19 protein-coding genes and 1 pseudogene are annotated in these 18970 nt (G+C 71.4%); 6 read left to right on the forward strand and 14 right to left on the reverse strand.

Features of this window, described 5'->3' with window-relative positions:
* The first annotated feature begins 101 nt into the window (after positions 1-101).
* Positions 102-383, forward strand: a complete 282-nt coding sequence (locus tag E1200_RS17390; protein WP_131953084.1) for a DUF6401 family natural product biosynthesis protein — start codon at positions 102-104, stop codon at positions 381-383.
* Between the two features lie 70 nt (positions 384-453).
* Positions 454-1530, forward strand: a complete 1077-nt coding sequence (gene hisC / locus E1200_RS17395; protein WP_131953085.1) for a histidinol-phosphate transaminase — start codon at positions 454-456, stop codon at positions 1528-1530.
* A gap of 57 nt (positions 1531-1587) precedes the next feature.
* Here hisC and E1200_RS17400 read toward each other — a convergent pair whose 3' ends face one another.
* The 5 genes from E1200_RS17400 to purD form a co-directional block, all read right to left on the reverse strand.
* On the reverse strand, positions 1588-2916 hold the full coding sequence (locus E1200_RS17400; RefSeq protein ID WP_131953086.1) for a transcriptional regulator: 1329 nt from the start codon (positions 2914-2916) through the stop codon (positions 1588-1590).
* A gap of 919 nt (positions 2917-3835) precedes the next feature.
* Positions 3836-5122: a UDP-N-acetylglucosamine 1-carboxyvinyltransferase gene (gene murA / locus E1200_RS17405; protein WP_131953100.1), complete on the reverse strand. Its 1287-nt coding sequence runs from the start codon at positions 5120-5122 to the stop codon at positions 3836-3838.
* 322 nt (positions 5123-5444) lie between these two features.
* Positions 5445-6227, reverse strand: coding sequence for an MOSC N-terminal beta barrel domain-containing protein (locus E1200_RS17410; RefSeq protein ID WP_131953087.1), 783 nt, complete (start codon positions 6225-6227; stop codon positions 5445-5447).
* Positions 6228-6254: 27 nt separating this feature from the next.
* Positions 6255-7565 carry an adenylosuccinate lyase gene (gene purB / locus E1200_RS17415; protein WP_131953088.1) on the reverse strand — a complete coding sequence of 437 codons (1311 nt, stop codon included), beginning with the start codon at positions 7563-7565 and terminating at the stop codon, positions 6255-6257.
* A gap of 53 nt (positions 7566-7618) precedes the next feature.
* Entirely contained in the window at positions 7619-8854 is a 1236-nt protein-coding gene (gene purD / locus E1200_RS17420) for a phosphoribosylamine--glycine ligase (protein ID WP_131953089.1), read from the reverse strand.
* A gap of 324 nt (positions 8855-9178) precedes the next feature.
* On the opposite strand from purD, the gene E1200_RS17425 reads away from it, so the two are divergent.
* On the forward strand, positions 9179-10264 hold the full coding sequence (locus E1200_RS17425; protein WP_131953090.1) for a magnesium and cobalt transport protein CorA: 1086 nt from the start codon (positions 9179-9181) through the stop codon (positions 10262-10264).
* Between the two features lie 6 nt (positions 10265-10270).
* Here the strand turns inward: E1200_RS17425 and E1200_RS17430 are convergent, their stop codons facing one another.
* From E1200_RS17430 to fbaA, 6 genes are all read right to left on the reverse strand, one after another.
* On the reverse strand, positions 10271-11107 hold the full coding sequence (locus tag E1200_RS17430) for a glycerophosphodiester phosphodiesterase family protein (RefSeq protein ID WP_131953091.1): 837 nt from the start codon (positions 11105-11107) through the stop codon (positions 10271-10273).
* Position 11108: 1 nt separating this feature from the next.
* Entirely contained in the window at positions 11109-12392 is a 1284-nt protein-coding gene (locus tag E1200_RS17435; RefSeq protein ID WP_131953092.1) for an adenylosuccinate synthase, read from the reverse strand.
* Positions 12393-12517: 125 nt separating this feature from the next.
* A complete protein-coding gene (locus E1200_RS17440; protein ID WP_165950347.1) occupies positions 12518-12937 on the reverse strand; it encodes a DUF3151 domain-containing protein in 420 nt (139 codons plus the stop codon).
* A gap of 43 nt (positions 12938-12980) precedes the next feature.
* Positions 12981-13511, reverse strand: a complete 531-nt coding sequence (locus E1200_RS17445) for a GNAT family N-acetyltransferase (protein WP_131953094.1) — start codon at positions 13509-13511, stop codon at positions 12981-12983.
* A 47-nt stretch (positions 13512-13558) separates the two neighbouring features.
* Positions 13559-14008, reverse strand: a complete 450-nt coding sequence (locus E1200_RS17450) for a helix-turn-helix domain-containing protein (protein WP_131953095.1) — start codon at positions 14006-14008, stop codon at positions 13559-13561.
* A gap of 104 nt (positions 14009-14112) precedes the next feature.
* The gene (fbaA, locus tag E1200_RS17455; RefSeq protein WP_131953096.1) at positions 14113-15135 is read right to left on the reverse strand and encodes a class II fructose-bisphosphate aldolase; all 1023 of its coding nucleotides are present in this window, start codon (positions 15133-15135) and stop codon (positions 14113-14115) included.
* Between the two features lie 180 nt (positions 15136-15315).
* Here fbaA and E1200_RS17460 point away from each other — a divergent pair, with 180 nt between their 5' ends.
* Positions 15316-16035, forward strand: coding sequence for a DedA family protein (locus E1200_RS17460; RefSeq protein WP_131953101.1), 720 nt, complete (start codon positions 15316-15318; stop codon positions 16033-16035).
* A 72-nt stretch (positions 16036-16107) separates the two neighbouring features.
* Positions 16108-16542: a hypothetical protein gene (locus E1200_RS17465; RefSeq protein WP_243708639.1), complete on the forward strand. Its 435-nt coding sequence runs from the start codon at positions 16108-16110 to the stop codon at positions 16540-16542.
* A 33-nt stretch (positions 16543-16575) separates the two neighbouring features.
* Here E1200_RS17465 and pyrE read toward each other — a convergent pair whose 3' ends face one another.
* Positions 16576-17112 (reverse strand): orotate phosphoribosyltransferase, encoded by a 537-nt coding sequence (gene pyrE / locus E1200_RS17470; protein WP_131953098.1) that lies wholly within the window; start codon positions 17110-17112, stop codon positions 16576-16578.
* 93 nt (positions 17113-17205) lie between these two features.
* Here pyrE and E1200_RS17475 point away from each other — a divergent pair, with 93 nt between their 5' ends.
* Positions 17206-17730 (forward strand): hypothetical protein, encoded by a 525-nt coding sequence (locus E1200_RS17475; protein ID WP_131953099.1) that lies wholly within the window; start codon positions 17206-17208, stop codon positions 17728-17730.
* 67 nt (positions 17731-17797) lie between these two features.
* On the opposite strand, the gene E1200_RS17480 is transcribed toward E1200_RS17475, so the two are convergent.
* On the reverse strand, positions 17798-18433 hold the full coding sequence (locus E1200_RS17480) for a tetratricopeptide repeat protein (RefSeq protein ID WP_243708638.1): 636 nt from the start codon (positions 18431-18433) through the stop codon (positions 17798-17800).
* Between the two features lie 102 nt (positions 18434-18535).
* A pseudogene (locus tag E1200_RS34840) lies at positions 18536-18970 on the reverse strand (NYN domain-containing protein); the annotation flags it as partial.

Raw genomic sequence — 18970 nt, forward strand, 5'->3', positions numbered from 1 at the left:
CAACAACACGCCGCAAGTCAACGGTTCGGTGGGGGTGGGCGGGCCTGGTTGAGCAGGGGCGATTTCGAAACGTCGCCGTGTGGTTGCTAGTTTCGCGAACCATGAACGGTGACTCGCCCGAAGCACTCGGCGCGCTCGTCCAGGACATCGGAGACGCCGGCATCGCGCACATGGCCGATACCCCCGGGCTGGCCGCGGCGGTCGACCAGCATGTCGCCAGCCTGCGGGACGAACTCGGCGCCGCCGGCAAGCAGGAGCTCCTGCGGTATCTGCACCGGTTCGCCGAGGACGCCGTCAACCGCGGCTGGTGGCCGGAGAACGTGCGCGACTGGGAGTTCGTTCGGATCGTGGCGGTCTGCTGGATGATGCGGCAGACCGCGTGACGGTGTACCGCGCGCCGAGGGCCGCCTCGTAGGCTGGCCCCATCACCCCTGTGCAACCTGGAGGACAACGGTGTCCGAGGCAACCACTCCGCGCTTCCGCTCCGTCCTCGACCGGTTCGTGGCTTACAAGCCCGGCAAGGTCGTGGTGTCACCCGAGGGCCGCTCGTTCAAGCTGTCGTCCAACGAGTCGCCGCACGGCCCGCTGCCGTCGGTCGTGGACGCGATCGGCGAGGCCGCCCGCAACGTCAACCGCTACCCCGACAACAACGCCACCGCGCTGACCGAGGAGATCGCGTCGTTCTGCGGCGTCCCCGCCGACCACGTCGCCGTGGGCTGCGGGTCCGTCGGGGTGACGCAGATGCTCCTGGAGGCCGTGGCCGAGCCGGGCGCCGAGGTGGTGTACGCGTGGCGGTCGTTCGAGGCGTACCCGCTGCTGGTGTCGCTGTCCGGCGCGACGGGCGTCCAGGTGCCGCTGCGGGACGAGACGCACGACCTCGCCGCGATGGCCGACGCGATCACCGACCGGACGCGGCTCGTCTTCGTCTGCAACCCGAACAACCCCACGGGCACCGCCGTCCGCCGCGCCGAGCTGGAGGCGTTCCTGGACCGCGTCCCCGCCGATTGCCTCGTCGTGCTGGACGAGGCGTACCGCGAGTACATCCGCGACGACGAGGTCCCCGACGGCCTCACGATGTACGGCGACCGCCCGAACCTCGCGATCCTGCGGACGTTCTCCAAGGCGTACGGGCTGGCCGGCCTGCGCATCGGCTTCCTCGTCGCGCACCCCGTGGTGGCGGAGGCGATCCGCAAGACGTTCCTGCCGTTCAGCGTGAACTCCGTCGCGCAGGCGGCGGGCATCGCGTCGCTGCGGGCCACGGACGAGCTGCTCGAACGCGTCGAGGGGACGGTGAAGGAGCGCGACCGCGTCCACGGCGCCCTCGTCGCGGACGGCTGGACGGTCCCGCCGACCGAGGCCAACTTCGTCTGGCTGCGCCTCGGCGACCGGACGATGGAGTTCTCCGCGGCCTGCGACGCCCAGGGGGTGAGCGTCCGCCCGTTCGCCGGGGAGGGCGCCCGCGTCTCGATCGGCTCGCCGGAGGAGAACGACGCCTTCCTGGCCGTGGCCAGGGCCTTCATCCGCGGCTGAGCGGACGCGGGCCGTCCCCGGCGCCGGGGACGGCCCGCACCGGGGATGGCACCGCGCTCAGCCGGTCTTCGCCGGCCCCAGCTTCTCGACGATCAGGCGGTAGAGCTGCCGGGGGCGGCCCGGCTGCGGTGTCCGGTTCGGGGGCAGCGGCCAGGCGAGGCCCTCCTCGACGAGGGTGCGCAGGAGGCGGCGGGCCGTGCGGGGCGTGACGCCGAGCATCTTGCCGGCGTTCTCCGCGTCCACGATCAGCGGCTGCTCCTGGTCGCCGAGCTTGTCGGCGAGGCGCGCGAGGATCTCCAGCCCCTTGGGCTTGGCCTGCGGCGGCGTCCGCGGCGGGGTGCGCGGTGCGGGGACGAGCGCCCGGCCGTCGCGGTCCAGGGCGAAGCCCTGCGCCCGCTGCGAACTCTGCGACCGGGCCAGCGCGGCGCGGGCGTGGTTCTCCGCCTCGTGCGCGGTACGGCCCATGCCGATGCCGACCTCGATCGCGAGGCCGAGTTCCTCGCGGACGCGTTCGACGAACGGCGGCGTCCGGAACCCCTCGGTGGACGCGGTGACCGAGCCGCGCGTCGCGATGACCAGGTAGCTGTGGTCGTCCAGCGGCCACACCGACGCGTTCATCCGGTGCGCCTCCTGCAGCAGCACCCGGTGCAGGGCGAGCTTCAGCTCGTCGCGCCAGTACCGCGGGGTGACGCGGCGCGGGGTCTCGCGCAGCGTCGGCACGTCCACCAGCACGACGACGAGCTGCGACTCCTCCAGCCGGTGGTGCGCGCCGAGCAGCGCCGCCGTCTGCAGCGAGCTGCGGATCGCCGCGCCGGTCGGGCGGACCCGCAGCGTCGGCACGCCGGCCATCTCCATCCGCTCCGCGGTGGCGTGCACGCAGGTCATCGCGACGGTCGTCGCGCCGCGCCGCCACAGCCGCTCGTGGAAGGCGGCGAGCGTGCCGGGGCCGGCGGCCTCCTCGCGCAGATGGACCTGCTCGGTGCCCAGGCTGATCTCGGAGTACGCCTCCTCGACCTCGGCGCGGCCGAGCACGTCGATGCTCACCCTGGCCGGGTCGAAGCGCTCGTCGAGGGACGCCCGCAGCAGCGCGCCCTGCAGGGCGGCGCCGTTCAGCGGGACGTACGTCGCCGGCATGGTCAGCACGCCCGCCTTGCGCGCGAAGTCGTAGGGGACGGGGCTGGCGAACAGGCATACGTCGACGCCCGATCCCAGCCGCACGACCTTGTCGGCCGCCTCCTGTTCGTCTCGGTATGCGGCGGCCACCAGCCGGCTCGGTACCGGCGTGGGGCCGTGGCCCATGAGCATGACCCTTTCGACCAGGTCATGCGGACCCACGACGCCGATCGTGAGGTCGGGGGTGACCGATCCCGTTCGTGCGGCCGTCATCGATGATCGCTCGCTTCCGGTCCATCCTCTCGGCGGGGGTCCGACCCCGACCACGCGTTCGCGCACGCTCCGCCTAACGGTTGACTCATGGCTTGTCGCCCTGCCTTCTGCCCAGCACCGCAGTTCCCGTGCCGATCCGCCTTCCCGCAGCCCCCACCCGCCACCCTTCCAGCGGACGAGCACCTTCTTCCCGCAGCCCCCGTCCGCCAGCCTTTCAGCGGACGAGCGCTTCCTTCCCACGGCCCCCACCTTTCGGTGGCGGCCGACTTCTTCTCGCTGCCCGTACCCCTCTCCTGACAGCGGAGCGGACTCGCCCGTCACCTCCGCCACCGGCCGGCCGCGGAAGAACCCTTCTGCTGGCAGATCGGATCGGGACGGCGATGTGTGACGCCCAGACGCGAAATCGAATCAAGAGTGCGGCGAAAAAGTAACCTACGCGACCCCCTGGTCAGTAATTTGTCACCATTCGGCCAGCCTTGATCCTGCATCTTCGGGTGTCCGAAGTTGAAAAACAAGACCCGAAAACACCCGGAGGGGCCTCCCGCCGCGCTCTCGCGCAGTAAGGAGACCCCTCCGGGGTGCGTTTGGTTTACCAGCAGGCGGTGGTGCGTTCGTCCCGATGCCGCGCCGGGGAGAAAGACGAGCGATCCGTTGTTCCATGCCCGGTGATCGCCGGCGGCGAATTCCCGGGGCGTTGCGGTCCGCCCTAAGCGGACCGTTCCACCGGTTTACTTCCCAGCTCAGCGCCTTGTCAGGACATCCCCCCGGACGCCGCTGACAAACGCTGCGTAGTCGATTCGTAACTCATTGCCATAACGCCTCCGATCCGGCGTTACAGCCCTCGTCAGGTGTCACGTCAAAGTTGGTCAGGACAGGGCCACAATCGGCCGAATCGAGCGGTCCGGATGACCGCCGCGGGCTAGTCGGCCTCGCGGACGATCTCGGCGCCGAGTTGGGACAGCCGCTCGGCGGTGTGCGCGTGCCCGCGGTCGAGGTAGTAGGCGGAGGTGATCGTCGTCTCGCCCTCGGCGGCGAGGCCGGCCAGCACCAGCGCGCTGCCGCAGCGCAGGTCGTGCGCCTCGACCTCGGCGCCGCGCAGGGCGCCCGGCCCGTTCACCTTCGCGCGGTTGCCGTCCACCTCGATGTCGGCGCCCATCTTGCCGAGCTCGTCGGCCAGCTTGAACCGGCCGTCGAAGATCCGCTCGTAGATATAGGACGGGCCCTCGGCCAGGCAGGACAGCGCCATGATCGGCGACTGCAGGTCGGTGGCGAAGCCCGGGTACTCGTCGGTGATGACGTTGATCGGGCGCAGCGTCCGCTCGCGGCGGACCTGGAGCACCGCGCCCTGCTGGTTGAACTCGACGCCCATCTGCTCCAGCTTGTCGGCGGCGACGCCGAGGTGCTCCAGGCTGGCGCCGACCAGGCTGAGGTCGCCGCCGGTGATCGCGGCGGCCATCACGAAGACGCCGGCGTCGATCCGGTCGGGCATCACGGTGTGCTCGACGGCGGTCAGCTCGTCCACGCCCTCGACGGTGATGAACCCGGTGCCGCCGCCGCGGATCTTGGCGCCCATCGCCTGCAGGATGGCGATGTTGTCCAGCACCTCGGGCTCCAGCGCCGCGTTCTTGATCATCGTGGTGCCGTGCGCCAGCGCCGCCGCCATGATCAGGTTCTCGGTGCCGGTGTGCGACGGGGTGTCGCAGTAGAGCGTTCCGCCGCGCAGGTCGCCGGCCTTGATGTGGATGATGCCGTCGCCGTTGTCGGCCACGTGCTCGGTGACCGTGGCGCCCATCCGCTTGAAGCCGTTGTAGTGGAAGTCGAGGTTGCGGCTGCCGAGGTTGCAGCCGCCGACGCCCTCGATGACCGCCTCACCGAGGCGGTGCAGCAGCGCCGGGACGAACAGGAACGACCCGCGGAACCGGGACGCGATCTCCGCGGGCAGCACCGGGCTGCTCAGCGACGACGCGTCGATCACCAGGGTGCGCTCGGTCTCGTGCAGCTCGGCTTTCGCCCCCACGGCCCGCGCCAGCTCCACCGCACGCCGCACGTCCTCGATGATCGGGACGTTGCGCAGCACGGTCCGTCCCTTGGCGGCCATCAGCGAGGCACCGATCATCGGCAGGACGGCGTTCTTCGCCCCCTGGATGAATACGGTGCCGTGCAGCTGCCGGCCCCCGCGCACGCGGTACCGAACCTCGTGGCCCATGCTCATGCCGCCTGATCTCCTTATCGGGTGCGGAAAAACGTGCCGTCAAGTGGGAGCACGAGGGCCGAGCGCGCCGAACGGTGTCCCCCTCTGCGCCAACGCGGCCCCAGTAAACCACCGGCTCGAACGTGCCTTACCCGCCCGAGCCGCGGTCATCGGTCCTGCTCGTTAAGACACGCGAAACGCCCCGAAGGTTCGCCTCCCGCGGGAAATCTCCCAAGGTGAGCGTAGGGGCGGGCGTGCCGACCCGACGAAGTCTACGTTGATCTTCAGAGCGCCCCGGACGTCCCGCGGACCCCGGCGGCGCACCCCCGGCGGTCCGTCAGTGCGACTCCAGGACCTCGACCCGGTCGCCCAGCCTGAGCGTCCCCAGGGTGCGCGGGACGCAGTTCTGGCCGAATTGGATGCCGCGGTCACGGGAGCGGTAGGAGGCGAGCGTCCGCAGCGGCTCGCGCCCCCGCTCGCCGGTGTCCTGGTCGGTGGTGGTGATGACGCAGCGGCTGCACGGCTTGACCGCCTCGATGACGGTCTCGCCGATGCGCAGGAGGCGCGCCGAGTCCTCACCGAACGCGCCGAGCCCCGCGACGACGAGGCTGGGGCGGAACCGGTTCATCGGCAGGGGCTCGTCCAGGCGCCCGTTGAGGTCGGCGAGCGACTCGGCGGAGATCAGCAGCAGCGGGTAGCCGTCCGCGAACATCACCTCGCCGCCGCCGCGCGACGTGGGCCGGTGGCCGGTGAAGCGCACCAGCCGGCAGTCGCGGTCGAGCCGGGCCGAGAACCACGCGGCGGCCTCCTCGCCCTGGTCGACGCCGCGGCCCTCCGAGCGGGCGACGGTGACGTCCAGGACCTCGCCGTCGTCGGTGGCCTTGTGCACGAGCGCCGGGACGTCCGGCGCGCGCACCGTGAGGATCTCGCCGTCGTAGGACGGCCGCAGCAGCGCCATCTCCGCGTGGTCCCGCTGCGACAGGAAGCGGCCCTCGGGGGTGACGAGCATGAACTCGCGGTCGAACCGCAGCCCGGTCGACAGCAGTTCGGCACTGGGCAGGGTGGTGCGGCCCGCGCTCTTGAGGGGGTAGATGTTCAGTTCGATCAGGGTCGCGGTCAAGGTCCCTCCCGAGGGGCCGGCGCAGAGTCAGCGGAGTTCGGCCAGGCGGTCGAAGACCGGGCCGAGGCGTTCGACGAAGCGCTCGGGGCGGCACACCTCGTCCAGGCGCGCCTCGTCCAGCGCGAGGTTCGCCTCGGCGGCGTGCTTGCGCAGCGTCTCGCGGAACGGCGTACCGCTCTCCCACGTCTCCATCGCGGCCTTCTGGACCAGAGGGTATGCCTCGTCGTCGCGCGACATGCCCGCCTCGACCAGCTCGAGCAGCACGGTCGAGGTGTAGATGAGGCCGCCGGTCGAGTCCAGGTTCACCCGCATCTGCCCCGCATCGACGACGAGGCCGGACATGAGGCGGTTCGTCAGGTGCAGCATGTAGTCGAGCGCGATGGACGCGTCCGGCAGCGCGATCCGCTCCGTGGACGAGTGCGAGATGTCGCGCTCGTGCCAGAGCGGGATGCCCTCCAGCACCGGGACGATCTGCGCCCGCACGATCCGCGCCATCCCCGCCAGCCGCTCGGAGATGATCGGGTTCTTCTTGTGCGGCATCGCCGACGAGCCCTTCTGGCCCTTGCCGAACGGCTCCCACAGCTCGCGGACCTCGGTGCGCTGCCCGTGCCGGACCTCCAGCGCGACCGCCTCGCACACCGTCGCCATGATCGCCAGCGCGGAGACCCACTCGGAGATCCCGTCCCGCATCACGACCTGCGTCGACACGTCCGCGCTCCGCAGCCCCAGCGCGGCCGCGACGTGCCGCTCCACCGCCGGGTCGATGTTGGAGTACGTGCCGACCGCGCCGGAGATCGCCATCACCCCGACGGCCTCCCGGGCGCGGCGGAGCCGGTCGCGGGACCGGGCCATGGCGAACGCGAAGTCCGCGACGCGGTGGCCCCACACGTCCGGCTCGCCGTGGATGCCGTGCGTCCGCCCGACCCGCAGCGTCGCCCGGTGCTCCAGCGCGTGGTCCCGGAGCGTCGCGACGAGCGCGTCCGCCTTCGCCAGCAGGATGTCGGTCGCCTCGACGAGCTGCAGCGCGAGCGCGGTGTCGAGCAGGTCCGACGACGTCATGCCGAAGTGGACGTACCGGGCGGCCTCGCGCGGCTCGGTGTTGTCCGCCCAGGCCGAAAGGAAGGCGATCACGTCGTGCTGCGTGACCGCCTCGATCTCATGCACCGCCTCCGGCGTCGGAGGCGGTGCCTTGCGCACCGGCTCCACCACCTCCGGCGGGATCGTGCCGGCCTCGGCGTGGGCCTCGACGACGAGGACCTCCACCCGACACCAAAGCTCGTACTTGTGCGCGTCACTCCAGACGCGCCCCATTTCCGGAAGTGTGTACCGCTCAATCACGTGCTCATTGTCCCAGGTGGTACGACCTAGTGCGTCCCCAGGGAGGCGTGCCCCTACAGTGCGGCGATGTCGGTGCGGTGGTGGGAGCCGCGGAGGGTGATGTTGGACAGGGCCTCGTATGCGGTGGCGCGGGCGGTGGGCACGTCCGGGCCGGTGCCCACGACGTTGAGGACGCGGCCGCCGTTCGCCAGGAGGCGCCCGCCCTCGTCCAGCTTCGTGCCGGCGTGGAGGACGTAGGCGCCCTCGACCTTGGCAGCCTCGTCCAGGCCCGTGATGACGTCGCCCTTCACCGGGGCGGACGGGTAGCCCTCCGCCGCCAGGACGACGGTCACGGCCGCACCCGGATGCCACTCCGGGCGGAACTCGGGGTCGAGACCACCGATCGCGCAGGCTTGCAGCAGCGTCGCCAGGGGCGTGGCCAGGCGGTCCAGGACGACCTGGGTCTCGGGGTCACCGAAACGGGCGTTGAACTCCACGACGCGCACGCCCTTGGACGTCAGCGCCAACCCCGCGTACAGGACACCGACGTAGGGGATCTCGCGGCGGCGCATCTCGTCCACGGTGGGCTGGATGACCGTGGACATGACTTCGTCCACCAGGCCCGGCGGCGCCCAGGGGAGCGGCGCGTAGGCGCCCATGCCGCCCGTGTTGGGGCCGTCGTTGCCGTCGTAGGCGCGCTTGAAGTCCTGCGCGGGGAGCAGCGGCACGGCGTGCTGCCCGTCGGACAGCGCGAACAGCGACACCTCGGGGCCGTCCAGGAACTCCTCGATCACGACGCGCTCGCAGGAGGTGGCGTGCCCGCGCGCGGCGACGCGGTCCAGGGTCACGACGACGCCCTTGCCCGCGGCCAGGCCGTCGTCCTTCACCACGTAGGGCGGGCCGAAGGCGTCCAGGGCCTCGTCCGCCGCCTCGGCCGTCTCGCAGACCCGCGCGTCGGCGGTCGGGACGCCCGCCTTCGCCATGATCTCCTTCGCGAACGCCTTGGACGCCTCGATGTGCGCGGCGGCGCGGTCGGGCCCGAAGCAGGGGAACCCCGCCGTGCGCAACGCGTCGCCCACTCCGGCGACCAGCACGGCCTCCGGGCCCGCGACCACCAGATCGGCGCGGAGCCGCCCGGCGAGCTCTGTCACCGCCACCGGGTCGCACGGGTCGAGCACGTGGTTGACCGCGATCTCGGCCGTGCCCGGGTTGCCCGGGGCGCAGTGGAGGGCGGTGACGGCAGGGTCGCGGTGCAGGGCGCGGGCGAGCGCATGCTCGCGGCCACCCGATCCAAGGACGAGTACTCGCACGTCACGCGAGCATACTGGGCATCTAGGCGCCGGACCGCCGGGTGACCGCACTCACTCGGGGTACCGGGGAACATATCCGTTCCGGGCGGCGTCCCAAATGTCGGCTGATAGGCTGCGACCGGCTTGACCGAGGTGTGAAAGGAGGTGGTCGGGATGAGTCCTGGTGATCCTTGCGGTTCGCCGGAAAACCCTCACAGTCCGAACCGGACTGTCCGACCGTCCGCCTCCATCTGGCGTCCGGCCATGGCCTTCGCGCGCTCCCTCAGCTGACCAGCCCGGGTCGAGCGCGCGCTACGTGCGTGGCCGGCGGGTTAGGAGCACCCCATGGCCATGACACGAGTACGCCCTGGCCGCGTCCTGTTCAAGACGCGCGGCAGGCCCACCGGCGTCCAGGCTCCGCACCGCGGCTCCGCCGTCATCGACTGGGCCGCCTACATCGACGGGCACCGCGTCTCCACCGACACCGTCGCCGACGCCGTCCGCCTCATCCGCGACGGCCGCCTCGTCCCCGAAGGCGACAGCGCCGGCTTCGTCTGGGTCGGCCTGCACGAGCCGTCCGCCACCGAACTCGCCGACCTCGCCGAGGTCTTCGGCCTGCACCCGCTCGCCGTCGAGGACGCCATCCACGCCCACCAGCGGCCCAAACTGGAGCGCTACGACGACGTCCACTTCGTCGTCATGAAGACCGTCGGATACGTCGCCAGCGGCCACGGCGGCGCGGAGGTCGTCGAAACCGGTGAGATCATGCTGTTCTGCGGCCCCGACTTCGTCGTCACCGTCCGGCACGGCGCCCACGGCGAACTCGGCTCCGTCCGCCGCGACCTGGAACGGCAGCCGGAGCGCCTCGTGCTCGGCCCCGCCGCCGTGGTCCACGCCGTCGCCGACCGCGTCGTGGACGGCTACGTCTGCGTGGCGAACGCCGTCATGGAGGACATCGACGAGGTCGAAGAGGCCGTGTTCTCCCCCGAACGCACCGACGAATCCCGCCGCATCTACCGCCTCAAGCGCGAGGTCATCCAGCTCAAGCGCGCCGTCGGCCCCTTGGCCGGCCCCCTGCGCAACCTCTCGGGCCGCCGCTTCGTCCCAGCCGAGATAAGGGAGTACCTCCGCGACGTCGAAGACCACCTCACCCGCGTCCGCGAGCAGGTCGAGTCCTACGACGAACTCCTCAACCCCATCCTGCAGGCGCACATGACCCAGGTCACCGTCGCCGACAACAAGGACATGCGCAAGATCTCCGCCTGGGGCGCCATCTTCATGGTCCCCACCGCCATAGCGGGCGTCTACGGCATGAACTTCGACTTCATGCCCGAGACCCGCTGGCGCTTCGGCTACCCCATGATCCTCTGCGTCATCGCCATGGCCTGCTTCTCGCTCTACAGAGGATTCCGCCGCAACGGCTGGTTGTAGGCGCCGCTAGCGGTCCGCGCGTAGGTGCTGTAGCCGGTCGGGGTAGTCGGTCACCAGGGCGTCGGCTCCGTAGCGGGCGAAACGCGCTGCTTCTTGCGGGGTGTTCACCGTCCAGACGGCTACCTGGAGGTTGTGGGTGTGGGCCCTGGCCACCAGGTCCGGGGTGGTCATCGCGTGTTCCGGGGACAGGAAGGTGGCGCCTATCGCTGCTGCGGCGGCGACCGGGTCGTTCGGTGGGAGGCCGGCCAGCCAGGCAGTGTCCGGGAGGGCGGTTTTGCGTTCCAGCAGGGCCACTCGGGTGAAGGCGGGGTGGTTTTGGCGGGCCACCTGCAGGACGCGCCAGTCGAAGGCCAGGAGGCGGGAGCGGCCGGTCAGGTTCGCGGTGGTGAGGATGTCCGCTACGGCCGCTGTGAGGCGCTCTACGTCCTTTAGGGGCCACGTGGGGTCGGTCTTGAGTTCTACGGCCAGTGTGACGCCCGTGGGAGCCAGCAGGGCGCATGTCTCGGCGAGGGTGGGGATGTGCGCGCCGGGGACTGGGGTTTGGGTGAACGCCTCGTGGAGGCGGGTGCCCGCATCCAGTGTGCGGAGCTGTTTCAGCGTCAGGTCCCTTAGGCGCTTGCCCACGTAGGGGAACGCTGGGTCGTCGGGCCAGGCCGGGGCCGTGTCGGTGAGGTTCACCGGGGAGAGCGTCTGGTCGTGGTTGAGGACGACCGTGCCGTCGGCGGACATGCCCACGTCCAGCTCGATCGCGTCCACGCCCAGCTCCAGGGCGTGGACGAAGCCGGGGAGGGTGTTCTCCGGGCGGAGACCACGCGCTCCCCGGTGGCCGTGGACCTCGACCACGTCAGACCAGGGAACGTAGCGAGAGCGTCTGGTCGCGCCCGGGGCCGACGCCGATCGCGGAGATGCGGCAGCCGGACATCTCCTCCAGGGAGCGGACGTACGCCTGCGCGTTGGCCGGGAGGTCGTCGAACGTCTTGGCGCCCGTGATGTCCTCCTGCCAGCCGTCCAGGTACTCGAGGACGGGCTTGGCGTGGTGGAACTCGGTCTGCGTCATGGGGAACTCGTCCACGCGCTGCCCGTCGATCTCGTAGGCGACGCACACCGGGACGCGCTCCAGGCCGGACAGGACGTCCAGCTTCGTGAGGAAGTAGTCCGTGATGCCGTTGACGCGCGTGGCGTAGCGGGCGAGGACGGCGTCGAACCAGCCGCAGCGGCGGTCGCGGCCCGTGGTGACGCCGTACTCCCCGCCGGCCGTGCGCAGGTACTCGCCCTGCTCGTCCAGCAGCTCGGTGGGGAACGGGCCGGAGCCGACGCGGGTCGTGTACGCCTTGATGATGCCGATGACCCGGGTGATCCTCGTGGGGCCCACGCCGGAGCCCGCGCACGCGCCGCCCGCGGTCGGGCTGGACGACGTCACGAACGGGTAGGTGCCGTGGTCGATGTCCAGGAGCGTGCCCTGGGCGCCCTCCAGCAGGACGACCTTGTCGTCCTCCAGGGCCTTGTTCAGGACCGTGGCGGTGTCGGCGACGAACGGCCGCAGCCGCTCGCCGTAGGCCACGTACTCCTGGACGATCGGCCCCGTGTCGATGCGGCGCCGGTTGTAGACCTTGGTGAGGACCTGGTTCTTCTCGCGCAGCGCCAGGTCGAGCTTCTGCGTGAGGATGTTCGGGTCGAACAGGTCCTGGACGCGGATGCCCATCCGGTTGATCTTGTCGGCGTAGGTCGGGCCGATGCCGCGGCCGGTGGTGCCGATCCGGGCCTTGCCGAGGTACCGCTCGGTGACCTTGTCGAGGGCCCGGTGGTGCGGCATGATCAAGTGCGCGTTCGCCGAGATCAGCAGGCGCTCGCAGGAGATGCCGCGGTCGCGCAGGCCGTCGATCTCGCCGAGCAGCACCGCCGGGTCGATCACCACGCCGTTGCCGATCACGGGCACGACGTCGGGTGACAGGACCCCGGACGGCAGCAGGTGGAGCGCGTAGCTCTTGTCGCCGATGACGACGGTGTGCCCCGCGTTGTTGCCGCCCTGGTAGCGGACGACGTAGTCGACGTCCCCGCCGAGGAGGTCCGTGGCCTTGCCCTTGCCCTCGTCTCCCCACTGCGCCCCGACCAGAACGATGGCAGGCATGCCGCTATCCCTTCCCACGACGAAGGCCCCGGTCGCCGCAAGGAGCGATGGGGCCTCTTGCGATCAAAGCCTACCTTTCCGCGGAAGCCGAGGAAACAGCGCCTCACCTCCCGCGGAACGCCCGATCAGCTCGCCAGGACGTCCGCGGCGGTGGGGCTGCTGTCGCGGAGGAACGCCTTGCAGCGCTCGGCCTCGTGGTCCTCGCCGATGGCGGCGGCGGCCCGGCCGAGGGCGTGCAGCGCGCGAAGGAAGCCGCGGTTGGCCTCGTGCTCCCAGGGGACGGGCCCGTGGCCCTTCCAGCCGGCGCGGCGGAGCTGGTCGAGCCCGCGGTGGTAGCCGGTGCGCGCGAACGCGTAGGAGTCGATGACGCTGCCGTTGGCGAAGGCGCGGTCCGCCAGCTCGGCCCACGCGCCGGTGTAGTCCGGGTGGCGCGCGGCGACCTCGAACGGGTCGATGCCGTTCTCCAGCGCCGTCCGGGCCTCATCGTTGTCCGGGAGTTCGGTCGGAGGAGGACCGCCGAGCAGGTTCTGGGTCATGTGGGCCATCGTAGGCAGCCCGGCCGGCCCCGCTTCAATCCGGGGCGCGACCTCAGCGGACGGCCGGGCCGGGTAGCGGCAGGTGGAAGTGGGCCGAGCCGCCGTCGGTGGTGGAGACGGCGGCCGGCCAGCCCCGGTGGACGAAGCGCAGTGCCGGGCGGTTCTCCAGGATGACGTCCGCGTCGAACTCGGTGATGCCGCGCCGGCCGGCGAGCTCGGTCAGGCAGGTCACCAGGACGGACCCGAGGCCGCGGCGCTGCCACGGGTCGGCGATCAGGACGGCGACGTCGGCCCGCCAGGGCTGTTTGCGGTCGCGGGCGTACTCGGCGATCCCCACGATCTCGTCGCCGTCCAAGGCCACCAGGGCGTCGCGGTCCCAGTGGTCGAGGCCGTCGAGCAGGCCGACGTAGTGGTCGGGGAGCCGGGGCGTGCCCGAGAAGAACCGGGTGTAGAGGCTGGCGGCGGACAGCCGCTCCGACATCCGGTGGACGCGGTCGTGGTCGGTGATCCCGTACGGGCGGATCCGGAGGTCGTCCGGCGTGGGGTCAATGTGGGCGGCGCTGCGCACATCGAGTTGCGTCATGCAACTTATTGGACCGCAGATGGTTGCGTGAAGCAACCCTCAATTTTTCAGGCGCTCGGGCCGGGACGCGGTTCCACGTCGGACGGGCCGAGGGGGCTGCCGCAGGCGTCGCAGGTGAAGCGCGGCGTCAGCGCGCCCGCGCACCCGCGGTGGCCGACGAGCACGGGCGGGCCTTCGGGGGCGTAGTGGCGGTCGCCCCACATCAGCAGGGTCATCATCGCCGGCCACAGCTCGACGCCCTTGCGGGTGAGCCGGTACTCGAAGCGCTCCGGGCGGTCCTGGTACGGGACGCGCCGCATGATGCCCTCGTCGCACAGCCGGTTCAGCCGGTCGGTGAGGACGTTGCGCGCGACGCCCAGCGCGTCCTGGAAGTCGTCGAAGCGCCGCACGCCCTCGAAGGCGCTGCGGATGACCAGCAGCGTCCACCGGTCGCCGACGACCTCCAGCGACCGGGCGATCGAGCAGTTCTGCGACTCGTAGGTGCGGGGCAGTGCCACACCGCAAGCCTACGTCGTTGCGTCAAGCAACCCGGGGGCCGCCGGGCGGGTGCGGAGCTCACCGATTCGAGCGCCGTGCCGCCCGGCCGCCGCCGGATCGTCCGCTACTTGAGCTTCTTGCCCGCGGACTGGAGGTTCTCCGCGGCCTCCACGATGCGCGCGGCCATCGACGTCTCGGCGGCCTTGCCCCACGAGCGCGGGTCGTACTGCTTCTTGTTGCCGACCTCGCCGTCCACCTTCAGCACGCCGTCGTAGTTGCGGAACATGTGCTCGGCGACCGGGCGGGTGAACGCGTACTGGGTGTCGGTGTCGACGTTCATCTTGATGACGCCGTACGACACCGCCTCGCGGATCTCCTCCAGCGAGGAGCCCGAGCCGCCGTGGAACACCAGGTCGAACGGCTTCTCCTTGCCGTACTTGGCGCCGACCGCGTCCTGGATCTCCTTGAGCACCTCGGGACGCAGCTTGACCGAGCCCGGCTTGTAGACGCCGTGCACGTTCCCGAACGTCGCCGCGAGGATGTAGCGGCCCTTCTCGCCCACCCCGACGGCCTCGGCGGTCGCGAGCGCGTCACCGGTCGTCGTGTAGAGCTTCTCGTTGATCTCGTGGGCGACGCCGTCCTCCTCGCCGCCGACGACGCCGATCTCCATCTCCATGATGATGTTCGCCTTGGCGCACTCGTCCAGGAGCTCCTCGGCGATCCGCAGGTTCTCGTGCAGCTCGACGGCGGACCCGTCCCACATGTGCGACTGGAACAGCGGCTCCTCGCCGCGCGACACCCGCTCCTGGGAGATCTTGATCAGCGGACGCATGAAGCCGTCCAGCTTGTCCTTGGGGCAGTGGTCGGTGTGCAGGGCGATGTTCACCGGGTACTTGTCGGCCACGACCCGGGCGTACTCCGCCAGCGCGGTCGCGCCCGTGACCATGTCCTTGACGGTGGAGCCGGACAGGTACTCGGCCCCCCCGGTGGACACCTGCACGATGCCGTCGCTCTCCGCCTCGGCGAAGCCGCGCAGCGCGGCGTTCAGCGTCTGGCTGGACGTCACGTTGATCGCGGGGAACGCGAAGCCGTCGCGCTTCGCACGGTCGAGCATCTCCGCGTAGACCTCGGGCGTTGCGATGGGCATTGATCAGCGTCCTTTCACTGGGTCGGTGCCGGTGGGCATCCGGCCGGGCGGAAGCCCCCGGTCGTGCGGGTACCCGGGGTGAGCGCCCGGCCACACGATTTCCGGGTCGGGCATGCCGTCCGCCATCAGTATCCCGCCTTCCCCGAGCGTGTGGAAAGGTACGCTCGCCGTGTGGAGCTCATGACCCTTCCCCTCAGTATCACCGAGTGGCTGCACCCGACCGCCTGGCTGCAGCTCTTCGGCACGTTCGCGACGATCGGCGTCATCGCCATCATCTTCGCCGAGACCGGACTGCTGTTCGGCTGTCTGCTACCCGGTGACTCACTGCTGTTCACGGCGGGGATCCTCACGGCCGTCTCCACCGTCAACGGGCAGGAGTTCCAGCCGCTGTCGCTGACCTGGCTGATGATCGGCGGCCCGATCGCGGCGATCGCCGGCGCGCAGACGGGCCACTGGCTCGGCGAGCGGTACGGCCGCCGGCTCTTCGACCGCCCCGACTCCCGGATCTTCCGGCAGGAGTGGGTCGAGAAGGCGGAGTACTACTTCAACCGGTTCGGCCCCGCCAAGGCCGTGGTGCTGGCCCGGTTCATCCCGATCGTGCGGACGTTCCTCAACCCGCTCGCCGGGATGCTCGGCATGGACCGCAAGAAGTTCTTCATCTGGAACACGATCGGCGGTGTGCTCTGGACGGAGTCGCTGTTCCTGCTCGGTCACTTCCTCGGCGCCAACGTGCCCGAGATCGAGTCCTACATCCTGCCCGGCGTGGTGGTGATCGTCGTGCTCTCGCTCATTCCGATCATCCGCGAGGTGATGAAGGGCGGCCCAAAATCGGACCAGAGTCCGAATAAGAATGGCCCCGAAGAGTCACGTCCGTCGCTCAGCGGTGACAGTTATCGCTAACCTCCCCATGTGGGACGTCATCGGTCGGACCCTAGGGGTCTCGCGCGCATTCTGATCGCGGTCGTGGCCGTGATGGCCGCCTTGGCACTTCTCGTCGTGGGCGCCATGGCTCTGGTCGACGCGATATCCGGCGAGCCCGACCAGCAGGGCCCGGTCACATCCGGCACGCCGTCCGGCGAGGACGGCGGTGGTGGTGGAGGCGGCGGCGGGGCGGACCCGTCGCCGTCGCGCGACGCCACCGCCTCCGTGCCGCAGTCGGCGGTCCCGCTGGTGATCCGGGTGACCGGCCAGCCCACCACCGTCGTCGTCCGGGTCGCCGACGCGCAGGGCAAGGTGCTCACCAACGGCCAGCTCGGCACCGGCGACATCCTCCAGTACGACGAGGCCCCCCTCCAGGTCGTCGCCTTCAACGGCGGCTCGCTGCAGGTGACCATCTACGGCAAGGAGCAGCCGCGGGTGCCGAACGGGCAGCGCGGCCAGTGGTTCGTCGGGGAGCGGTCCTCCTAGCCGGGGCCGAGCCAGCCCAGGGCCGGCCCAGAGCTAGCCCAGGCCGAGGTCGGTGACGTCGTAGGGGTGGCGGTAGGTCAGCCCCTCCGCGGCGATGCGGCCGGCCGCGCCGCGCTCCAGGATCGTCGCGACCGCAACGACCTCCGCGCCCGCCTCCCGCAGCGCCTCCACCGCCGTGAGGACCGACCCGCCGGTGGTCGAGGTGTCCTCGACGGCCAGCACCCGGCGGCCCGCGACGTCCGGGCCCTCGATGCGCCGCTGCAGCCCGTGGGCCTTGCCGGCCTTGCGGACCACGAAGGCGTCCAGCGCGCGGCCGCGGGCCGCCGCCGCGTGCAGCATCGCGGTCGCGACCGGGTCGGCGCCGAGCGTGAGCCCGCCGACGGCGTCGTAGCCGAGGTCGGCGGTCTCGTCCAGCATGACCCGGCCCACCAGCGGCGCGGCCGTCCCGTCCAGGGTGACCCGGCGCAGGTCCACGTACCAGGACGCCCGCTTCCCCGAGGACAGCGTGAAGTCCCCGTGCACCACGGCCTTGTCCTTGATCATCTGCAGCAGCTCTTCGCGGTCGCTCACGCCACGACCCTATTCACCCGCGCCCGCCGGACCGCGTCCGGCGCCCGAGCCCGAGCCGCGCGCCCGCCGTGTACGGTTCCGTGGGGGGTGGACATGACGCCGGGAACGCTGGTCCTGCTGCACGCGCCGGAGGCCGACGCGACGTCCTGGGGCGATGTGCCGGAGGGGCTCCGCTCGCACGGGCTGGAGGTCGTCGCACCGGACGTCCCCGACACCGGGCCCCGCTACATCGCCCGCGCCTCGCTGCTCATCGCGGCGGCCGGGCCGGCGACCCCGCTCGTCCTCGTCGCCCGCGGCGCCGCCGGGCCGCTGCTGCCCGGCGTCTCGCTCGCCCAGCGCGCCGCGCACCGGCCCGTGGGCGGTTACGTGTTCGTGGACGCCGAACTCCCCCGGCCGATGCACCGCCACGGCGAGGGGGCGCCCCACGATGAGCTCCCGATGCCCCCAGATTGGCCGGAGGCGCCCTGCGGCTACCTCCGGACCCCTTCGGACGGGTCGGCGTCCGGCGGGCAGGCGGAGGCGCTCAGGGAGGCGCGGCTGCGCCGCTGGCCCGTGGTCGAGCACGAGCCGCCGGCGACCGTGGCGGCGTCCCTCAGCGAACTGGTCGCCCTGCTGTAACCGCCTGCTGTGAACCGCCCGCTGTAACCGCCTGCCGTGAACCGCCCCGCCGCTCCGCGGGGTCGCGTCAGCCGTTCTTGAGCAGGTCGTCCAGGAGGGCGTCGTAGTCGTCCTCGCCGCGCCCCAGGTCGATCCGGGCGCGGTAGCGGAGGCGGAGCAGGGCTTCGAGGCTGTCCTCGGCGATGTTGACGTCGTCCGGAGCGGGGACGACCACGTCCGGCTCGGGGGAACCACCGCCCACGCCGCTGCCGACGGCGGCCCGCTCGCGCAGGGCGAGGACCACGTCGGCGCCGCTGGTCGCCCACTCGTGGGCGCCGGTCGCGTCGCCCTGCGCGTAGAGCACCTCCGCCACGGCCCGGTACACCTCGGGGTCGCGCGGCTCGTCGGCGCGGATCTGGTCGACGAGCGTGCGGGCCTCCGCGGCGTGGCCCAGCTCGAACAGGGCGTCCGCGAGGTAGGCGCGCGGATCGCCGTAGGTCTCCCCGCCGTCCTCCAGGGCCCGGCGGTACAGCTCCGCCGCCTTGGCATGGTCGCCGGCGTGCTGCCACTGCTCACCGGCGCGCAGCAGGACGTTGGCGCGCGACACCCCGCCGGACACCGACTCGGCCAGCTCGGCGAGCCGGCGTGCCGCCGAGATGTGATCGCCGGTGCGCAGGGTGTCGAACTCCAGGTCGTCGAGATCGTCTTCCGTCACATGCGTCACGCTTCAACGCTACCCGTCGCCGCACGGCCGAAGCGGCCGAATCGGGGATGATCGCGTGATACCGGTGCGTACCCGTCAGTTGACCTGCGCGAATGCCCGGTATCAGCGGCGGGAACGTTCTAGGGCGTCCCAGAAGCCGCGGCGCAGCGCGTGCCGCACCTCGTCGTGCAGCAGGAAGTCGATGGGCAGCGAGGACCCCTGCAGGAGCCGCGCCTCCAGGTCGGACGGCATCCGCGGCTTGCGGGCGAGGACGGCCTCCAGCCACAGCGCGGGCGCGTCGCGGGCGACGGACTCGCCGAAGTCCTGGCCCTCCTGGTGGGCGGCCTTGACCGCGTCCGCCAGCGACGGGGCGTTCTGCTGCGCGGGCACGGGCGAGACCTGCTGCGGGCCGGTGTAGGGGCCGGCCTGGTGGGCGCCCGACGGCAGCTGCTGCGGCGGAGGCGGCGGTGAGGGCGCCGGGACGGGCGACGAGGAGTACTGCGGGCCCGGGGCCGGCGGCTGCATGGGCGCGGGCGGCGCCGGTGCGGGGGCCGGTGC

It is taken from the genome of Actinomadura sp. GC306 (assembly GCF_004348665.1).
Taxonomy (GTDB): Bacteria; Actinomycetota; Actinomycetes; order Streptosporangiales; family Streptosporangiaceae; genus Spirillospora.